Below are 12,984 nucleotides of genomic sequence, written 5' to 3'. Positions count from 1 at the left end.
GTCCGGCACATTGGTTGATGTCGGCAGGGCGGGAGCGGCTCCCCGCCCAGGCCGGCACCGAACGTCCAAGGACCTCCGGAGCGGCTCCCGGACCTCCATGGACGCCCGGACGTGCAGGCCCTCACCGGGCCCGCGTCCCTCGCGGGGACCGCCGTCGTCCCGCCCCCCGGACACGGGGGTGCGGCGGTCCCCGCGCATACTTCTCACGGCCTTCGGGGGCTGTGCGCGTCCTTCGGGGCGGCGGTTCGCGATCCGCCGCCGAGGGCTATCCGCACAGGCTCCGTTGGCCGACCGGGACCGGCCGGGGGGCCGGTGGGCCGGGGGCTCACTCCTCCCAGGCGTCCGCGTCCTTGTCCTTCTTGTTTCCGCCGCGGCCGCCGAACAGGTTCGGGTTGGCGCGGGCCGCCTGGAAGGCGTTCACACCCACGATGCCCGCCCAGGCCACCATCAGGCCCGGGAGATCGGCGACCCCGCCGCCGATCGCGGACAGCGGGATCGCCAGCACCAGCGAGACGATCCCGAAGCCGAAGCGCTCGCCCCAGGAGTCCGTGGGCTGCGGGGAGCGGCTGCCGCGGGCCGCCGTCATCTGCTGCTCGGCGAACTGGCGGCGCACCCGCCGTTCGACCGCGCCGTCGATGCGCTGGTCGACCTTGTCCAGGAACGAGTCGACCAGCGCGGACTCGTACTCCTCACCCAGCTCCCGGCGTGCCTGGAGAGTGGCGTTGAGTTCCTTCTTCAGGTCGGCGTCCTGCGCGTCCATTCCGGTCATGCGTACCACCGTAAAGAGCGGGGACCCCGGCCGCACTGGGGTTAGCCCCCGTTTTCCCCTGACCCTTCCCTGATGGCCCCTGATGGCCCCTGATGGTGATGATGGGGTCATGACCGCCACATCATCGTTCAGCCCGCGTGTCCTGCTCGCCGAGAGCCGGCTCGGCGTCCTCGCCACGATCAAGTCGGACGGCCGCCCCCAGCTCTCACCCGTCATGCCTTACTACGACCCGCAGGCCGAGATCCTCTACGTCTCGACCACCGAGGCGACGGCCAAGACCGCCAACCTGCGCCGGGACCCGCGTGCCGCGCTGGAGGTGACCGGCCCCGACGGCATGTCCTGGGCCACCGCCGAGGGCACGGTACGTCTCACCGGGCCCGGGACCGACCCCGAAGGCCCCGAGGTGGAGGCGCTCGTCGACTACTACCGGCGGGCCGCCGGGGAGCACCCGGACTGGGCCGAGTACCGGTCGGTGATGGTGTCCGACCGCAGGGTGCTGATCATTCTGACGGTGGAACGGGTGTACGGCGCCAGCATCGGCTGACGGCCTCGCGGGGGAGCCTCCGGCTGTCCCCTGATGGCACCACGGGGAGCCCCGGTCCCTCCCCCGGACGGCACTCCGGGCGAGCCCGGCGCCCCCCCCGGCCCTCCCCGGGGGCCACCTGCAACCGGGTGACCATGTGTGCGGCGGCAGCGGCCCGTCGGGGCCTGCGCTGGCCGGGGCGCCCCGAACGACTGCCGATGCCTCCGGGGCAGGACCCCGGTGAACCCACCCCGGCGGAGGCCGGTCTCCGGATGCTCCCCATGGGCCTGGGCTCCATGGTCATGTCGGCTCGCTGCCCCGAGAGGCGGCTCGGTCCGGGGGCGGTGGTGGCTCCGGGGGCGGCCGTCATGGCGCTCCCCTGCCTGATGTCGAGCCGGTGCCTGATGTCGAGCCGGCTGACCGCGGACACGGCCGCCTGGCTGGTCGTGGCGCAGCCGATCTTAGGTTGGGGCCGGGGCCGCATCATGGCGGCGCCGGCGGGCGCCTCGCTCATGGCCGTCGCGACCCGGCCGAGCCGGGCGCCGAGCAGACCGTGTGGCGGACGACGCGTCAGGCCGCAGGGGGCCCGGGGATCGCGGTCATCGGCAGCATCCTCGGCGTGGTTCACCGCTCGGCGTGGGGGGCTACCTCGACTGCCTCGACTGCCTCGGCCACAGCGCGGCGGGTCGTTCGACGCCCGCCGGTGAAGCCATGACGGTGACGCGACCACGGACCACGTCCGCGCGGATCCTCCCGCCGGAGTGCACCACCGGCTTCTCGACCGTGGGCAGGCAGGCGTCGATCGCATGCTCCCGCGTGCCAGGCGTGCCAGGCGTGCCAGGCGTGCCAGGCGTGCCAGGCGCGCCCCGCGTGCCCGACGTGCCTCGGGGCCTGCGCGGCCGCGCGCATCCTCGCACAGCGGGCAATGATGTGGTGGCCGTACCCTGTCGCACCCGGGTGCTGTACCTGTCGCGCACCCGGCTGTACCTGTCGCCCCCGGCCGCACCCCGCCGCACCCGACAGCCGCAGCCCGCCCCCCGCGTCGCCGCACGGCAGTGCACAGGCGGCCGCCCCTTGAGCCGACATCCACCGAAACGCCCCCCATGGTCACCGAGCAGGCATTTCCGCGCACCCCCTTGTCAGGCGTGAATCGCGACTGTACGGTCCCTCAACCGGGGTAGACAACCCGGGTAGACATCCCGGGTAGACGCCCCGGGTAGACAGCTAGAGCCGAACAACCAGAACCAGAGCCGAACACCAGAACCAGGGCCGAACGCACGCACAACTCGGGACTTGACGGTGCGAACAACACGGAGACGTGCTCGATGAGGGACTTTCCAGAAGGACCGGCGGCCACGGCCGACCAGGCAGACCAGACAGACAACGTGACTGTGCTTCCAGAGCCGGGAAGCGCGGGCACCAATGCATCCGTGACGACAAAGGATGGCGCCGGAGCGAGCGGCAAGCGGTCGGATTTCCGCCGCGCCACGCTGTCGATCTGGCTCGGCACGACCATGGAGTACGTCGACTTCTCGCTCTACGGTCTGGCGTCAGGGCTGGTCTTCGGAGAGGTGTTCTTTCCCGGGACCTCGCCGGCGGTGGCACTGCTCGCCGGATTCGCCACCTACGCGGTGGGCTTCCTGGCCCGGCCCGTCGGTGCGGTCTTCTTCGGACGCATCGGTGACCGCAAGGGGCGAAAGGTCGTCCTGGTCACCACGATCGCCATGATGGGTCTGTCGACCATGCTCATCGGGCTGCTGCCGACCTACGCACAGGCCGGAGTGCTCGCCCCGATCCTCCTTGTCTGTCTGCGCCTGATACAAGGACTGGGGGCCGGCGCCGAACTGTCGGGCGGCGTGATCATGCTCGCGGAGTACGCACCACCAGCCCGCCGCGGCCTGGTGTCCGCGGTGATCGCACTGGGCTCCAACAGCGGGGTCCTGCTCTCCTCCGGGGCCTGGCTGCTGATCATCCAGATGCCTCAGGACAGCCTCATGTCCTGGGGCTGGCGCATTCCCTTCGTCGCCAGCGTCTTCATCACCGGCGTCGCGCTCCTCATCCGCCGGTTCATGAACGAGAGCCCGGTGTTCCTCCAGAGCCAGCAGGAGGCGAAGACGGTGAAGGCCGCCGCCCCGCCGGCCGACACCCGTTCCTTCTGGCAGCGCAACCGGGCCTTCTTCATCCTGCTGGGCCTGCGGATCGCGGAGAACGGACCGTCGTACCTGGCGATGACCTTTGTCGTCGGCTATGTCGCCAAGGTTCTGGTCATGGACGAGAGCCTCCCGGCCGAAGCGGTGTTCGTCGCCTCGCTCCTCGGGTTCCTGGTCATCCCGCTCTCGGGCTATCTGACCGACCGGTTCGGCCGCCGTGTGGTCTACCGGGGGTTCTGTATCGCGCTGGCGCTGTACGCCTTCCCGGCCTTCGCCCTTCTCCAGAGCCGCGAGCCGGCGGTCGTGTTCACCATCATCGTCCTCGGGATCTGCCTGGCCAGCCAGGGCATCTTCGCCGCGCAGGCCGCCTACGGAGCCGAACTGTTCGGCGTGCGCAGCCGCTACACGAGGATGGCCGTCGCCAAGGAACTGGGCTCGATCCTCTCGGGAGGCATCGCCCCCGTCGTCGCCTCCGCGCTGCTCGCGGCCTTCGGCCAGTGGTGGCCGGTGGCGGCCTACTTCGCGGTCATGGCGCTCATCGGTCTGGTGACGACGTTCTTCGCCCCCGAAACCCGTGGACGTGACCTCACGGCGGCGGAAGATGCGATATGAGTGGCACAACCGTCATGCTCACCTCCATGACTGATTCCAGCTCCGGCGGTGCGGCAGCCGACCACGAGAACACCGCGGCCCCCCGACGCGTCACCCGTCGTGACGTGGCGCGGGAAGCGGGCACCTCGGTCGCGGTGGTGAGCTATGTGCTCAATGACGGGCCGCGGCCGGTGGCGGCGCCTACCCGCAAGCGGGTGCTCGACGCCGTCGAGAAGACCGGCTACCGCCCCAACATCCTTGCCCAGGCGCTGTCCAAGGGCGTGACCCGGACCTTCGGTTTCGTCGTCCCCAACATCGCCAATCCCTTCATCGCGTCCGTCGCCCACCTGATCGAGAAGCAGCTCTTCGCGCAGGGCTGTGTGCTGCTGCTCGGCGACAGCGGCGACGACAGGGAGCGCGAAGCCGAACTGGTGGAGAGCTTCCTGGAGCGACAGGTGGACGGCGTCATCTACATGGGGGTGACCCAGGACCTGCACCTGGAGAGCCTCGTGCGCACCCGGACGCCGGTGGTGGTCTTCACCCACGCGTCCTCCGACGGCCTCGCCGCGTCGGTCCGTATCGACGAACGCGCCGCCGCCCGGGCCGCCACCGAACACCTCATCGAGCACGGGCGGACGCGGCTGGGTGTGATCACCGGTCCGGAAACCATGCTGAACGCGCAGATAAGGCTCGGCGGCTGGCAGGACGCGGTGGAGGCAGCCGGCCTGCCGGTGGTGAGCGAGTGGATCCTGCACACCCCGTACACGCGTCGCGGCGGCTATCAGGCCGGCCGTCGGCTCCTGGACGCCGACCAGCTGCCGGACGCCGTCTTCGCGGGCAATCAGGAACACGCGCTGGGACTGATCTCCGCGCTGTCCGAACGGCAGGTGCGGGTGCCCGACGACCTGGCCGTCATCTGCCTCAACGGCACACCGGATGCCGAGTACAGCGTCCCGTCGCTGTCCTCGGTGCGTCAGCCGATCGAGGCCATGGCCGAGAGGGCACTGGCGGTGCTGTCCAACCCGGACGCCTACCGACCCGACCCGATCACCTTCGACTTCGAGCTGGTGCCCTACCGCTCCTGCGGCTGCCCGCACGAACGCTAGGGCGTGCAGGGCGTCGCGGGGCGGGCGGGAATTGTCAGACACGCCCCAAGGCCCAGCAGACACCCGCCGTCCGGCCCGTGCCGCCTCACTCACCCGCGGCACGGGCCGGACAGGCGGAACGGGGAAACGAGAACGGAGTATGAGTGCGCATCATCATCGACTGCGACCCGGGAAACCGCGTGCCGGGCGCGAATGTCGACGACGGCCTGGCGCTGGGGCTCGCGGCGGCCTCACAGGACCTCGCCCTTGAGCTGGTCACGACCGTCGCCGGGAACACACCGGTGGACATCGGATACCAGGTGGCACGGTCGCTGCTGGACGACTGGGGCATGTCCATCCCGGTCCGCAAGGGCGCCGCGCGGCCGTTGCGGCAGGACCCCGGCCCCTGGCGCAAACGCCTGGACCGGCGCCGGGATCCGCTCGCGATGGACCTGTGGACCGATGTGGCGCCGCCCCGGCAGTACGCCCCCGCCGAGCCGACGGCGGACGTGGCCATCGCGGAGCTGGTGTCCGCCAACCCCGGCGAGATCACCATCGTGGCGATCGGCCCCCTCACCAACATCGCCCGCGCCATGCATCTGAACCCCGGCCTCGCCCGCGACGTGGCCGAGATCGTCATCATGGGCGGCGTCTTCGGCGTCGAGGGATACACGACCGACACCAACTTCGGGTACGACCCCGAAGCCGCCGCGACCGTCCTCGGCAGCGGCGCGCGCATCACCCTCGTCCCGATGGACGCGACCGTCCAGACCCTGATGACACATGGGGACCTGGACGCGATCGGCGCCATCGGCAGCCCGCTCACCCGCAGCCTGGTCAGCTCGACCCGGCCGTGGGTGACCTTCTCCTCCCGTACCCGCGGCATCCCCGGCGCCTGGCTGCACGACGTCCTCACCGTGGCCCTGCTGATCGACCGCACGGTCGCCACCGGCGTCACCGAGACGGTGGGGGTCGAACTCACCGACCCGACCTTCCGGGGACGGACCCGTCTGCGTCCCTCACCGGCCGCCGGCGGCGCACCCGGCACGCCCGCGGACGGATCACCCATGACGGTCCTCAAGACAGTCGACAACGACAAACTCCTGCGCATCGTGTTCGAAGCCTTCGTCTCCCAGGCGGCGGCCCTTTCGGCACGCACGGGGGAATGAGGCGACAGCTCGGTCCGCGGGCCGGGAACTTCCCAGCACGACGAGGTGCCGGACAGCTGATCAACAAACTGGAAAGAGGCTTTCCGTGACCGACCCCGGTACTCTCCTCGGGCTCTCACTCAGGATCTTCGAGGCCATGGTGCTGGGCGCGGCGATCGGGCTGGAGCGGCAATGGCGCCTGCGTACCGCCGGCATCCGCACCAACGCACTGGTCTCCGTGGGGGCCGCACTGTTCGTCGTCATGGGTGCCGTGGGACTCGGTGAGAACCCGGGCGCGGACCCCACCCGCGTGGCCGCCCAGGTCGTGTCCGGGATCGGCTTCCTCGGCGCCGGTGTGATCCTGCGCGACGGGTTCAACATCAGAGGGCTGACCACGGCCGCGACCCTGTGGTGCGCTGCCGCGGTCGGCTCGCTCGCCGGAGCCGGGATGGGGGCCATGGCCCTCATCGGCTGTGTGGCGATCATCGCGTCCAACACGCTCCTGCGGCCACTGGGCCGCCTGGTCAACGGACGCCAGCGCAAGGCCGGGGAGTCGACGCAGGAGGCGGACGACGAGGACGTCCCGACCGATTACATGCTGGAGGTCGTCACCACCGACAAGAGCGAGCCCCGCATCAGGGCGCTGGTCCTCCAGGCGGTCGACCGGCCGGAGTACACCCTGCGGTCGCTCGACATACGGTCCGGGAAGAGTTCGCAGGCGCGCGTCCTTGCGGGCGTGTCGGCACAGCACGCCGGTGACACGGCCGGCCTGGAAGTCGCGGTCCAGCGGATCAGCCTGGACCCGAAGGTGACCTCCAGCCGGTGGTGGCCGGCCGAGACCGACGACTGACGATCCCGGCCCGCCTCGGCTTACCGCTCTCCTTCTCCTGCGCGCCGCCCTCAGCCGTTCGCCGCCGGTGCCGCCTCACCCGTCCGCCGCCGGTGCCCCTCCGCCCTTGCCCCGCTGTATAGCGTCATGCAGAGTTCTCGGTGCGTGAATACGGTGAGACTGTGCGGGCGTACGAGCCCGCGCGTACGGAGCCGGGTGTGCGGGCCGGGGAGTGCGGGCCGGGGCGTGTGTGCCCGGGTCGGTGAGGAGAGCGGGGCGTGGTGACGGCGTCGAGCGGTGGGCCCGTGGGCGGGATCGTCGTGCTGGACGGGATCGGTCTCGGGGTCGAGGACGTCGTACGGCTCGCCGACGGAAGTGCGCGGCCGGTGCCGGGGACCGACGGGATGAAACGCGTCGAGGTGTCCTGGGACGCGGCCCGGCGGATCGCCGCCACCGGGCGGGTCTACGGCCGCTCCACCGGCGTCGGCGCCAACCGCACCGAGGATGTGCCCACCGACTCCGCCGCCGGGCACGGCCTGCGGCTGCTGCGCAGTCACGCCGGGGCGATCGGCGCCGAACTGCCCGCCCGGCAGGTGCGCGCGATGCTCGCCATACGCGCCAACCAGCTGCTCGCGGGCGGCGCCGGGCTGCGGCCCAGTGTCGTCGCCGCCCTGTGCGAGGCGCTGGAGAACGGCACCCACCCGGTCGTCAACGAATTCGGCTCCGTCGGCACCGGCGACCTCGCCGCCCTCGCCCAGCTCGGCCTCGCCCTCGCCGGGGAGCACCCCTGGCACGGCACCGGCGCCCCCGCGCCCCAGCCCCTCGACAACAACGACGCCCTCGCCCTGATCAGCAGCAACGCCCTCACCCTCGGCCAGGCCGCGCTCGCCCTGCACGAACTGCGCGCTCTGATCGCCGCCACGCAGGTCGTCGCCGCGCTGTCCCTGATCGCCGTCGACGGCTCGCACGAGGCGTACGCCGCTCCCGTGCACGCCGCCCGCCCGCACAAGGGCTCCCTCGACGTCGCCCGGCGGATGCGCGAGCTGCTCGGCGCCGCCGACCGGCCCACCCCGCCGCTCGGCCGGATCCAGGACCCGTACGGCTTCCGGTGCCTGCCCCAGATCCACGGGCCCGCCCATGACGCCGCCGACGCGCTGGACGACGTACTCGCCGTCGAGATCAACTCCGCCGCCGAGAACCCGCTGATCTCCGCCGACGACCTCGCCGCCTACCACCACGGCGGCTTCTACCAGGCCCAGCTCGCCCTCGCCCTCGACCACTTCCGGCTCGCCCTCACCCAGGTCGCCCGGCTCTCCACCTCCCGCCTGTCCACCCTCAACGAGCCCGCCTACACCCGCCTCAAGCCGTTCCTCGCCGACCCCGGACCCGCCTCCTCCGGCGTGATGATCCTGGAGTACGCCGCCGGAGCCGCCCTCGGTGATCTGCGCGCCTTCTCCGCTCCCGCCTCCCTCGGCCACGCCGTGCTCTCCCGGGGCGTCGAGGAACAGGCCAGCTTCGCCTCCCTCGCCGCCCGGCAGAGCCTGCGCGCGTGCGGCGCCTTCCGGCTGGTCGTCGGCTGCGAACTGGTCGCCGCCGTACGGGCGTTGCGGATGCGCGATCTGCGGCCGGACCCGGCGCTGCCCGCCGGACGGGCACTGGAACTGGCCGAAACGGTGCTGGACGCGGACCTGGCCGACCGGCCGCTCACGGACGATGTGACGGCCGCCGCCACACTGCTGGACCGGTTCACCGACCTCTGGAGGGGCACCACGCCATGAACGCCGCCGAGAGCCGCCCGGCCGCCGAGAGCCGACCGGCCGACACCGCCGCCGCACGGTTGCAGACCCTCTTCGAAGGGCATCGGCTGACCCCCACCCAGCGGCGCATCGCGCACAGCATGGTCCGCCGCGCCGCCGACGTACCGTTCCTGTCCAGCGTGGAACTCGCCGAACTCGCCGGGGTCAGCCAGCCCTCCGTCACCCGCTTCGCCGTCGCCCTCGGCTTCGACGGCTATCCGGCGCTGCGCCGCCATCTGCGTGAGGTCGCCCCCGCCGGACCCGCCCCGGAGGGCACCGCCCCCAACGAGTACCAGCAGGCCGTCGAGGCCGAGATCGAGAACCTCCGCCATCTCGCCGAGGCCCTCGCCGACCCGCGTTCCGTGCGGCGGGCGGGCCGGATGCTCGCCGCCTCCCGCCCGCTGCCCGTCCTCGGGCTGCGCGCCGCCGCCGCCCAGGCGTACGGCTTCGCCTACTTCGCCGCCAAGGTCCATCCGGACGTACGGCTGCTGGACGAGGGCGGCACCATGCTCCAGGACCGGATCACCGCCGCCGTCGACGCGGGCGCCTCCGCCCTGCTGTGCTTCGCGCTGCCCCGGCATCCCCGCGAGGTTCTCGACACCCTCGGCTACGCCAAGGAGGCCGGGCTGAGCGTGGTCACCGTCGCCGACTCCGCGTTCGCGCCGGTCGCCAAGGTCTCCGACCTGCTGCTGCCCGCCGCCGTCGGCACCGGGCTCGCCTTCGACACCGCCTGCGCGCCGATGCTGCTGGGGCGGGTGCTGCTGGAGGCGATGTGCGACGACCTGCCGCAGGCGCAGGCGCGGCTGGAGGAGTTCGACGCGCGGGCGGCGGCCCGGGGGCTGTTCGTGGAATGAGCCACCCGGCGGCCCAGGTGTTCTCAGACTCGTCTCAGCTTGTTTCGTTATTCTGCGCCGCCCGGAGGCTGTACGCCGGGAGCAGGCCAGAAGCAAGCCAGGAGGAGGCGGCAGCACATGGCACACGCGGATCGCAAGGGCCAGGGCAGGGCTCAAGGTCTGGCCCGGGTGGCCGTCGTCGTACGGGCCGGGTCGGTACCGATGTGGTGGGCCGGGGTGTTCGCGGCCGGCATCGGGGTGCTCGTCCCGGGGATCACCGGACGCCGGATCGGAGTGATGGTGGGGGCCGCGCTGTTCATCGTCGCGCCGGCCGTGATCGCGCTGCGCGGGCGCAAGCGGTACGCCGTTCTCGCCCGCGGCGCCTCCCGCGCGGGCAAGCACGATGTGCTCCAGGACCGGGCGGTGACCACCCGCAACTGGCGGCGCGGCCATCGCTGGTGGCTGCTGCTGGCGTTCGCCGCCGCCCTGGGCAGTTCGTTCGCCGTGCCCGCGGCCGGCGGGATGCTGCTCGCCGGGTGCGGGGTGGGGCTGCGGCTGAAGGCGGCGTGGCTCGGCCGGCGCGAACGGGCCGAGGACGTGCTGCTGTGGGTGCGCGTCGACTGGCTCGCCAAGAACGCCGGGCGTCCGGCCGGCAAGGCGGTCAGGGGGTTCCGCAGCACCGGCATCGCGGCGGGCGACGCGGCCCCGGGCGGGGCCCGCCGCCGCACCGCGGCGCTGGTCTAGGGAAGGGTCCGGACCGTCCGGACCCTTCGGACCGTCCGGACCGAGGTGACCTCGTGGGTGGCGGTCAGACCTCCAGGTTCTCCTCGATCCTCTTCAGCTGGTGACGGGCCATCGCCAGATTCGCGCGGCTGGAGTCCAGCACCAGGTAGAGGAAGAGCCCGTTGCCGCCGCGGCCCCTGAGCAGCCGGATCAGGTGGTACTGGTCGGAGAGCGTGATCAGGATGTCCTCGATCTCGGCCTTCAGACCGAGGTGCTCCATGGTGCGCATCTTGGCGCGCACCACGTCCGTGTTGCCCGCGGCGGCCACGTTCAGGTCGAAGCTCTTGCTGCCGCCCAGCGTGCCCAGGGCCATGCCGCTGGTGTAGTCGACGAGCGCGGCTCCGGTGGCGCCCTCGATGGAGGCGAGTGCTTCCTTGAGGGCGGTTTCGGTGTTGGCCATGATGTGGTGTCCTCTCAACTTTCCTTGTGGTGTGCCGGGGTGACCGGGTCGGCCGGGCTGATCCCGGTGACCGGGGTGACCGGGGTGACCGGGCCGGTGGTGGTCTGCGGAGCGCGGGAGGCCCGGACGGCGCGGGCCGTCCGGGGGCGCTCGACCGGTGCGGCGGGGCGGGTGGCGGGGGGCGCGGCGGGGGGCGCGGCGGCCTGTTCGGCGGCGGCCGTGCGCGGGGGTGCGGCGGCGTCCACGAGTTCGCCGATCCGCGCGGCGGCCCGGCGGCCCTCCAGGTGCAGCCGGCCGACGTTCGCCCGGTCCTCGGTGAGCAGCGTCAGTACGGCCGTACGGCCCGCCGCGTAGGTCGCCACATAGCCGCGGGTGCCGCGCAGCAGCAGTTCGCGCAGCTCGCCCCGGCCGGTGGCGTCCGTCGTGCGCACGGCGACGCCGAGCGCGGCGGCGGTGAGCGCGGCGAGGCCCTCGGGTTCGACACCGGGGGTGTCATGGGCGATCACCAGGCCGTCGACCCCGGCCGCGAGGGCGCCGGTGAGCTGGGGCAGCAGGGCGCGCAACCGGTGGAGTTCGTCCAGGATGGGGGGCTCGGCCGTCAACGGGCCGCTCCTTTCGGCGTGTGCGTCGTACGGTCGTCGGCGTTCAAAGGGCCTCCAGCGCATCCCTGAGCCTTTTCAGCAGGGTGATGTCGGGATCGGCGACCTGGGGCGCGGCGCCTTCGGGTACGGCACCTATCGCCTCGGGCGGCGTCGCCGGGCCGCCTGATGCGTATGGGTCGGGCCGGTCGTGCGGGTCGGGCAGGCCGGGGAGGGTGGGGAGGGTGGGGACGCCGGAGAGGCCAGGGATGCCAGGGACGCCGGGCACGCCGGGCGGTGGCTGTGGGTGGACCAGTCCGGCCGCCGCGAGCCGCCGTACGTCCACCAGCGTGTGGAACGCCTGCCGCCGCAGCTCCCGGGCGATCTCCGGCGCCGTCCGCACCCCGTCGACCCGGTCCAGTACGGCCCGCTGCCGCGCGGTGACCGAACGGACCGCACCCGGCGGGTCCCCGGCGCGCTCGGCCCGCACCAGCGGCGCGGTGTCGGCCCGCTCGTCCGGCCAGATCCGGTCCAGCAGCGCCCGCCGCCGCACCACCGACCGCTCCAGTACGGCGACCGGCACCGCGCGCGGTCCGGCGGGCGGCGCGGCACTCACGTACCGGAACCGGCCGGGCGCGCTGCTCGGCGCGAGCGCGAAGTACGCGGCGTCGTAGAGGGCTCCCAGGCGGCAGAGTTCCAGGGCGCCCTGGGGGACGGGGGGTGGGGCGGGGTCCCGGGCCGGGGGAGGGCCGGGGGCGTGGGGGCCGGCGGGGCCGAGCCGATCCTGGGCGTTCCCGGCGACACCTTCCCGCTCACCCTCACCCCCACCCTCCAGCTCCTCCCCCTCCAGCTCCGCCCCCAGCAGCTCCGCCGCCCCCGGTGCCGCCGGGCTCTCCGCGTACACCACCGCGCCGCCGGCGAGGTGCAGGGTGCCGCGTTCGCGGTGCAGGACGCCGGTGGCCTGTTCGGCGGCCAGGCGGGTGAGCATGGGGGAGAGGGCGCCCGGGGGCTGGTCGCCGGGGGCGGGGCGGTGGCGGACCGGCAGGGGCGGGCTGGTGTCGAGGGGGGTCATCCCAGCATCAGCCGTCCGGCTATCTCGCCCAGCCGGATCCGGGCGAGCGCGAGATTGCCGTCCGCCCGGCCGAGCCACACGTGCAGCACGACTGTGCTGTCGAAGGACGCCGGCAGGAACCGCAGCACGTGGTAGGCGTCCCGGCTGGTGACGATCAGGTCCTCCACCGGGGGACCGGCGTCGTCCGGGTCGCCGTCCTGCGGTGCGAAGACCCTCAGCTCGGCGGCCGGGCGGGCCAGCTCCGCCGCCTCGGCCGCCGCCGCCTCCGCGTCACCGCCCGGGAACTCCCCGACGACCCCGAGCGCCAGCCCGCTCGTCCAGTCCACCAGCGCGGCGCCCCTGGCCCCGGGCAACCGCATCGTCTCCAGCAGACACTCGTCGATTCCGGCCACGCCCGTCTCCCTCCCGCCTTGTAGTACGCATGTGT

Annotated in this window: 13 protein-coding genes; 8 read left to right on the top strand and 5 right to left on the bottom strand. The window is 72.8% G+C overall.

Going from position 1 to position 12,984, the window contains the following annotated elements:
* Nucleotides 1-325 precede the first annotated feature (325 nt).
* Nucleotides 326-760 carry a hypothetical protein gene (locus ACFRFC_RS30905; RefSeq protein WP_382691940.1) on the bottom strand — a complete coding sequence of 145 codons (435 nt, stop codon included), beginning with the start codon at nucleotides 758-760 and terminating at the stop codon, nucleotides 326-328.
* A 118-nt stretch (nucleotides 761-878) separates the two neighbouring features.
* On the opposite strand from ACFRFC_RS30905, the gene ACFRFC_RS30900 reads away from it, so the two are divergent.
* From ACFRFC_RS30900 to ACFRFC_RS30865, 8 genes are all read left to right on the top strand, one after another.
* On the top strand, nucleotides 879-1,313 hold the full coding sequence (locus tag ACFRFC_RS30900) for a PPOX class F420-dependent oxidoreductase (RefSeq protein ID WP_382691911.1): 435 nt from the start codon (nucleotides 879-881) through the stop codon (nucleotides 1,311-1,313).
* Between the two features lie 1,409 nt (nucleotides 1,314-2,722).
* Nucleotides 2,723-4,054: an MFS transporter gene (locus tag ACFRFC_RS30895; RefSeq protein WP_382691910.1), complete on the top strand. Its 1,332-nt coding sequence runs from the start codon at nucleotides 2,723-2,725 to the stop codon at nucleotides 4,052-4,054.
* A gap of 26 nt (nucleotides 4,055-4,080) precedes the next feature.
* A complete protein-coding gene (locus tag ACFRFC_RS30890) occupies nucleotides 4,081-5,139 on the top strand; it encodes a LacI family DNA-binding transcriptional regulator (RefSeq protein ID WP_382691909.1) in 1,059 nt (352 codons plus the stop codon).
* A 143-nt stretch (nucleotides 5,140-5,282) separates the two neighbouring features.
* Nucleotides 5,283-6,287, top strand: a complete 1,005-nt coding sequence (locus ACFRFC_RS30885) for a nucleoside hydrolase (protein WP_382691908.1) — start codon at nucleotides 5,283-5,285, stop codon at nucleotides 6,285-6,287.
* An 85-nt stretch (nucleotides 6,288-6,372) separates the two neighbouring features.
* Complete coding sequence (locus ACFRFC_RS30880) at nucleotides 6,373-7,116, top strand: MgtC/SapB family protein (RefSeq protein ID WP_382691907.1); 744 nt, start codon at nucleotides 6,373-6,375, stop codon at nucleotides 7,114-7,116.
* 257 nt (nucleotides 7,117-7,373) lie between these two features.
* Nucleotides 7,374-8,873, top strand: a complete 1,500-nt coding sequence (locus ACFRFC_RS30875; protein WP_382691906.1) for an aromatic amino acid ammonia-lyase — start codon at nucleotides 7,374-7,376, stop codon at nucleotides 8,871-8,873.
* Nucleotides 8,870-9,745: a MurR/RpiR family transcriptional regulator gene (locus ACFRFC_RS30870; protein ID WP_382691905.1), complete on the top strand. Its 876-nt coding sequence runs from the start codon at nucleotides 8,870-8,872 to the stop codon at nucleotides 9,743-9,745. The genes ACFRFC_RS30875 and ACFRFC_RS30870 overlap by 4 nt, the downstream gene beginning before the upstream one ends.
* Before the next feature lie 117 nt (nucleotides 9,746-9,862).
* Nucleotides 9,863-10,468, top strand: coding sequence for a hypothetical protein (locus tag ACFRFC_RS30865; RefSeq protein WP_382691904.1), 606 nt, complete (start codon nucleotides 9,863-9,865; stop codon nucleotides 10,466-10,468).
* A gap of 64 nt (nucleotides 10,469-10,532) precedes the next feature.
* Here the strand turns inward: ACFRFC_RS30865 and ACFRFC_RS30860 are convergent, their stop codons facing one another.
* The 4 genes from ACFRFC_RS30860 to ACFRFC_RS30845 are packed head-to-tail and all read right to left on the bottom strand — an operon-like array spanning nucleotide 10,533 to nucleotide 12,949.
* Nucleotides 10,533-10,907: a hypothetical protein gene (locus ACFRFC_RS30860; protein WP_382691903.1), complete on the bottom strand. Its 375-nt coding sequence runs from the start codon at nucleotides 10,905-10,907 to the stop codon at nucleotides 10,533-10,535.
* Nucleotides 10,908-10,921: 14 nt separating this feature from the next.
* Nucleotides 10,922-11,509 (bottom strand): roadblock/LC7 domain-containing protein, encoded by a 588-nt coding sequence (locus tag ACFRFC_RS30855; protein ID WP_382691902.1) that lies wholly within the window; start codon nucleotides 11,507-11,509, stop codon nucleotides 10,922-10,924.
* A 43-nt stretch (nucleotides 11,510-11,552) separates the two neighbouring features.
* Entirely contained in the window at nucleotides 11,553-12,557 is a 1,005-nt protein-coding gene (locus ACFRFC_RS30850) for a hypothetical protein (RefSeq protein ID WP_382691901.1), read from the bottom strand.
* Nucleotides 12,554-12,949 carry a hypothetical protein gene (locus ACFRFC_RS30845; protein WP_382691900.1) on the bottom strand — a complete coding sequence of 132 codons (396 nt, stop codon included), beginning with the start codon at nucleotides 12,947-12,949 and terminating at the stop codon, nucleotides 12,554-12,556. The genes ACFRFC_RS30850 and ACFRFC_RS30845 overlap by 4 nt, the downstream gene beginning before the upstream one ends.
* Between the last annotated feature and the right edge of the window lie 35 nt (nucleotides 12,950-12,984).

It is taken from the genome of Streptomyces sp. NPDC056734 (genome assembly GCF_042790455.1).
In the GTDB taxonomy this organism is placed as follows: Bacteria; Actinomycetota; Actinomycetes; order Streptomycetales; family Streptomycetaceae; genus Streptomyces.
This window is presented reverse-complemented; position numbering and strand designations above follow the sequence as displayed.

Coding starts and splice junctions, on each gene's coding strand:
- ACFRFC_RS30860 (WP_382691903.1), bottom strand. CDS start 10,907: ATGGCCAACACCGAAACCGCCCTCAAGGAAGCACTCGCCTCCATCGAG.
- ACFRFC_RS30900 (WP_382691911.1), top strand. CDS start 879: ATGACCGCCACATCATCGTTCAGCCCGCGTGTCCTGCTCGCCGAGAGC.
- ACFRFC_RS30905 (WP_382691940.1), bottom strand. CDS start 760: ATGGACGCGCAGGACGCCGACCTGAAGAAGGAACTCAACGCCACTCTC.
- ACFRFC_RS30865 (WP_382691904.1), top strand. CDS start 9,863: ATGGCACACGCGGATCGCAAGGGCCAGGGCAGGGCTCAAGGTCTGGCC.
- ACFRFC_RS30850 (WP_382691901.1), bottom strand. CDS start 12,557: ATGACCCCCCTCGACACCAGCCCGCCCCTGCCGGTCCGCCACCGCCCC.
- ACFRFC_RS30870 (WP_382691905.1), top strand. CDS start 8,870: ATGAACGCCGCCGAGAGCCGCCCGGCCGCCGAGAGCCGACCGGCCGAC.
- ACFRFC_RS30890 (WP_382691909.1), top strand. CDS start 4,081: ATGACTGATTCCAGCTCCGGCGGTGCGGCAGCCGACCACGAGAACACC.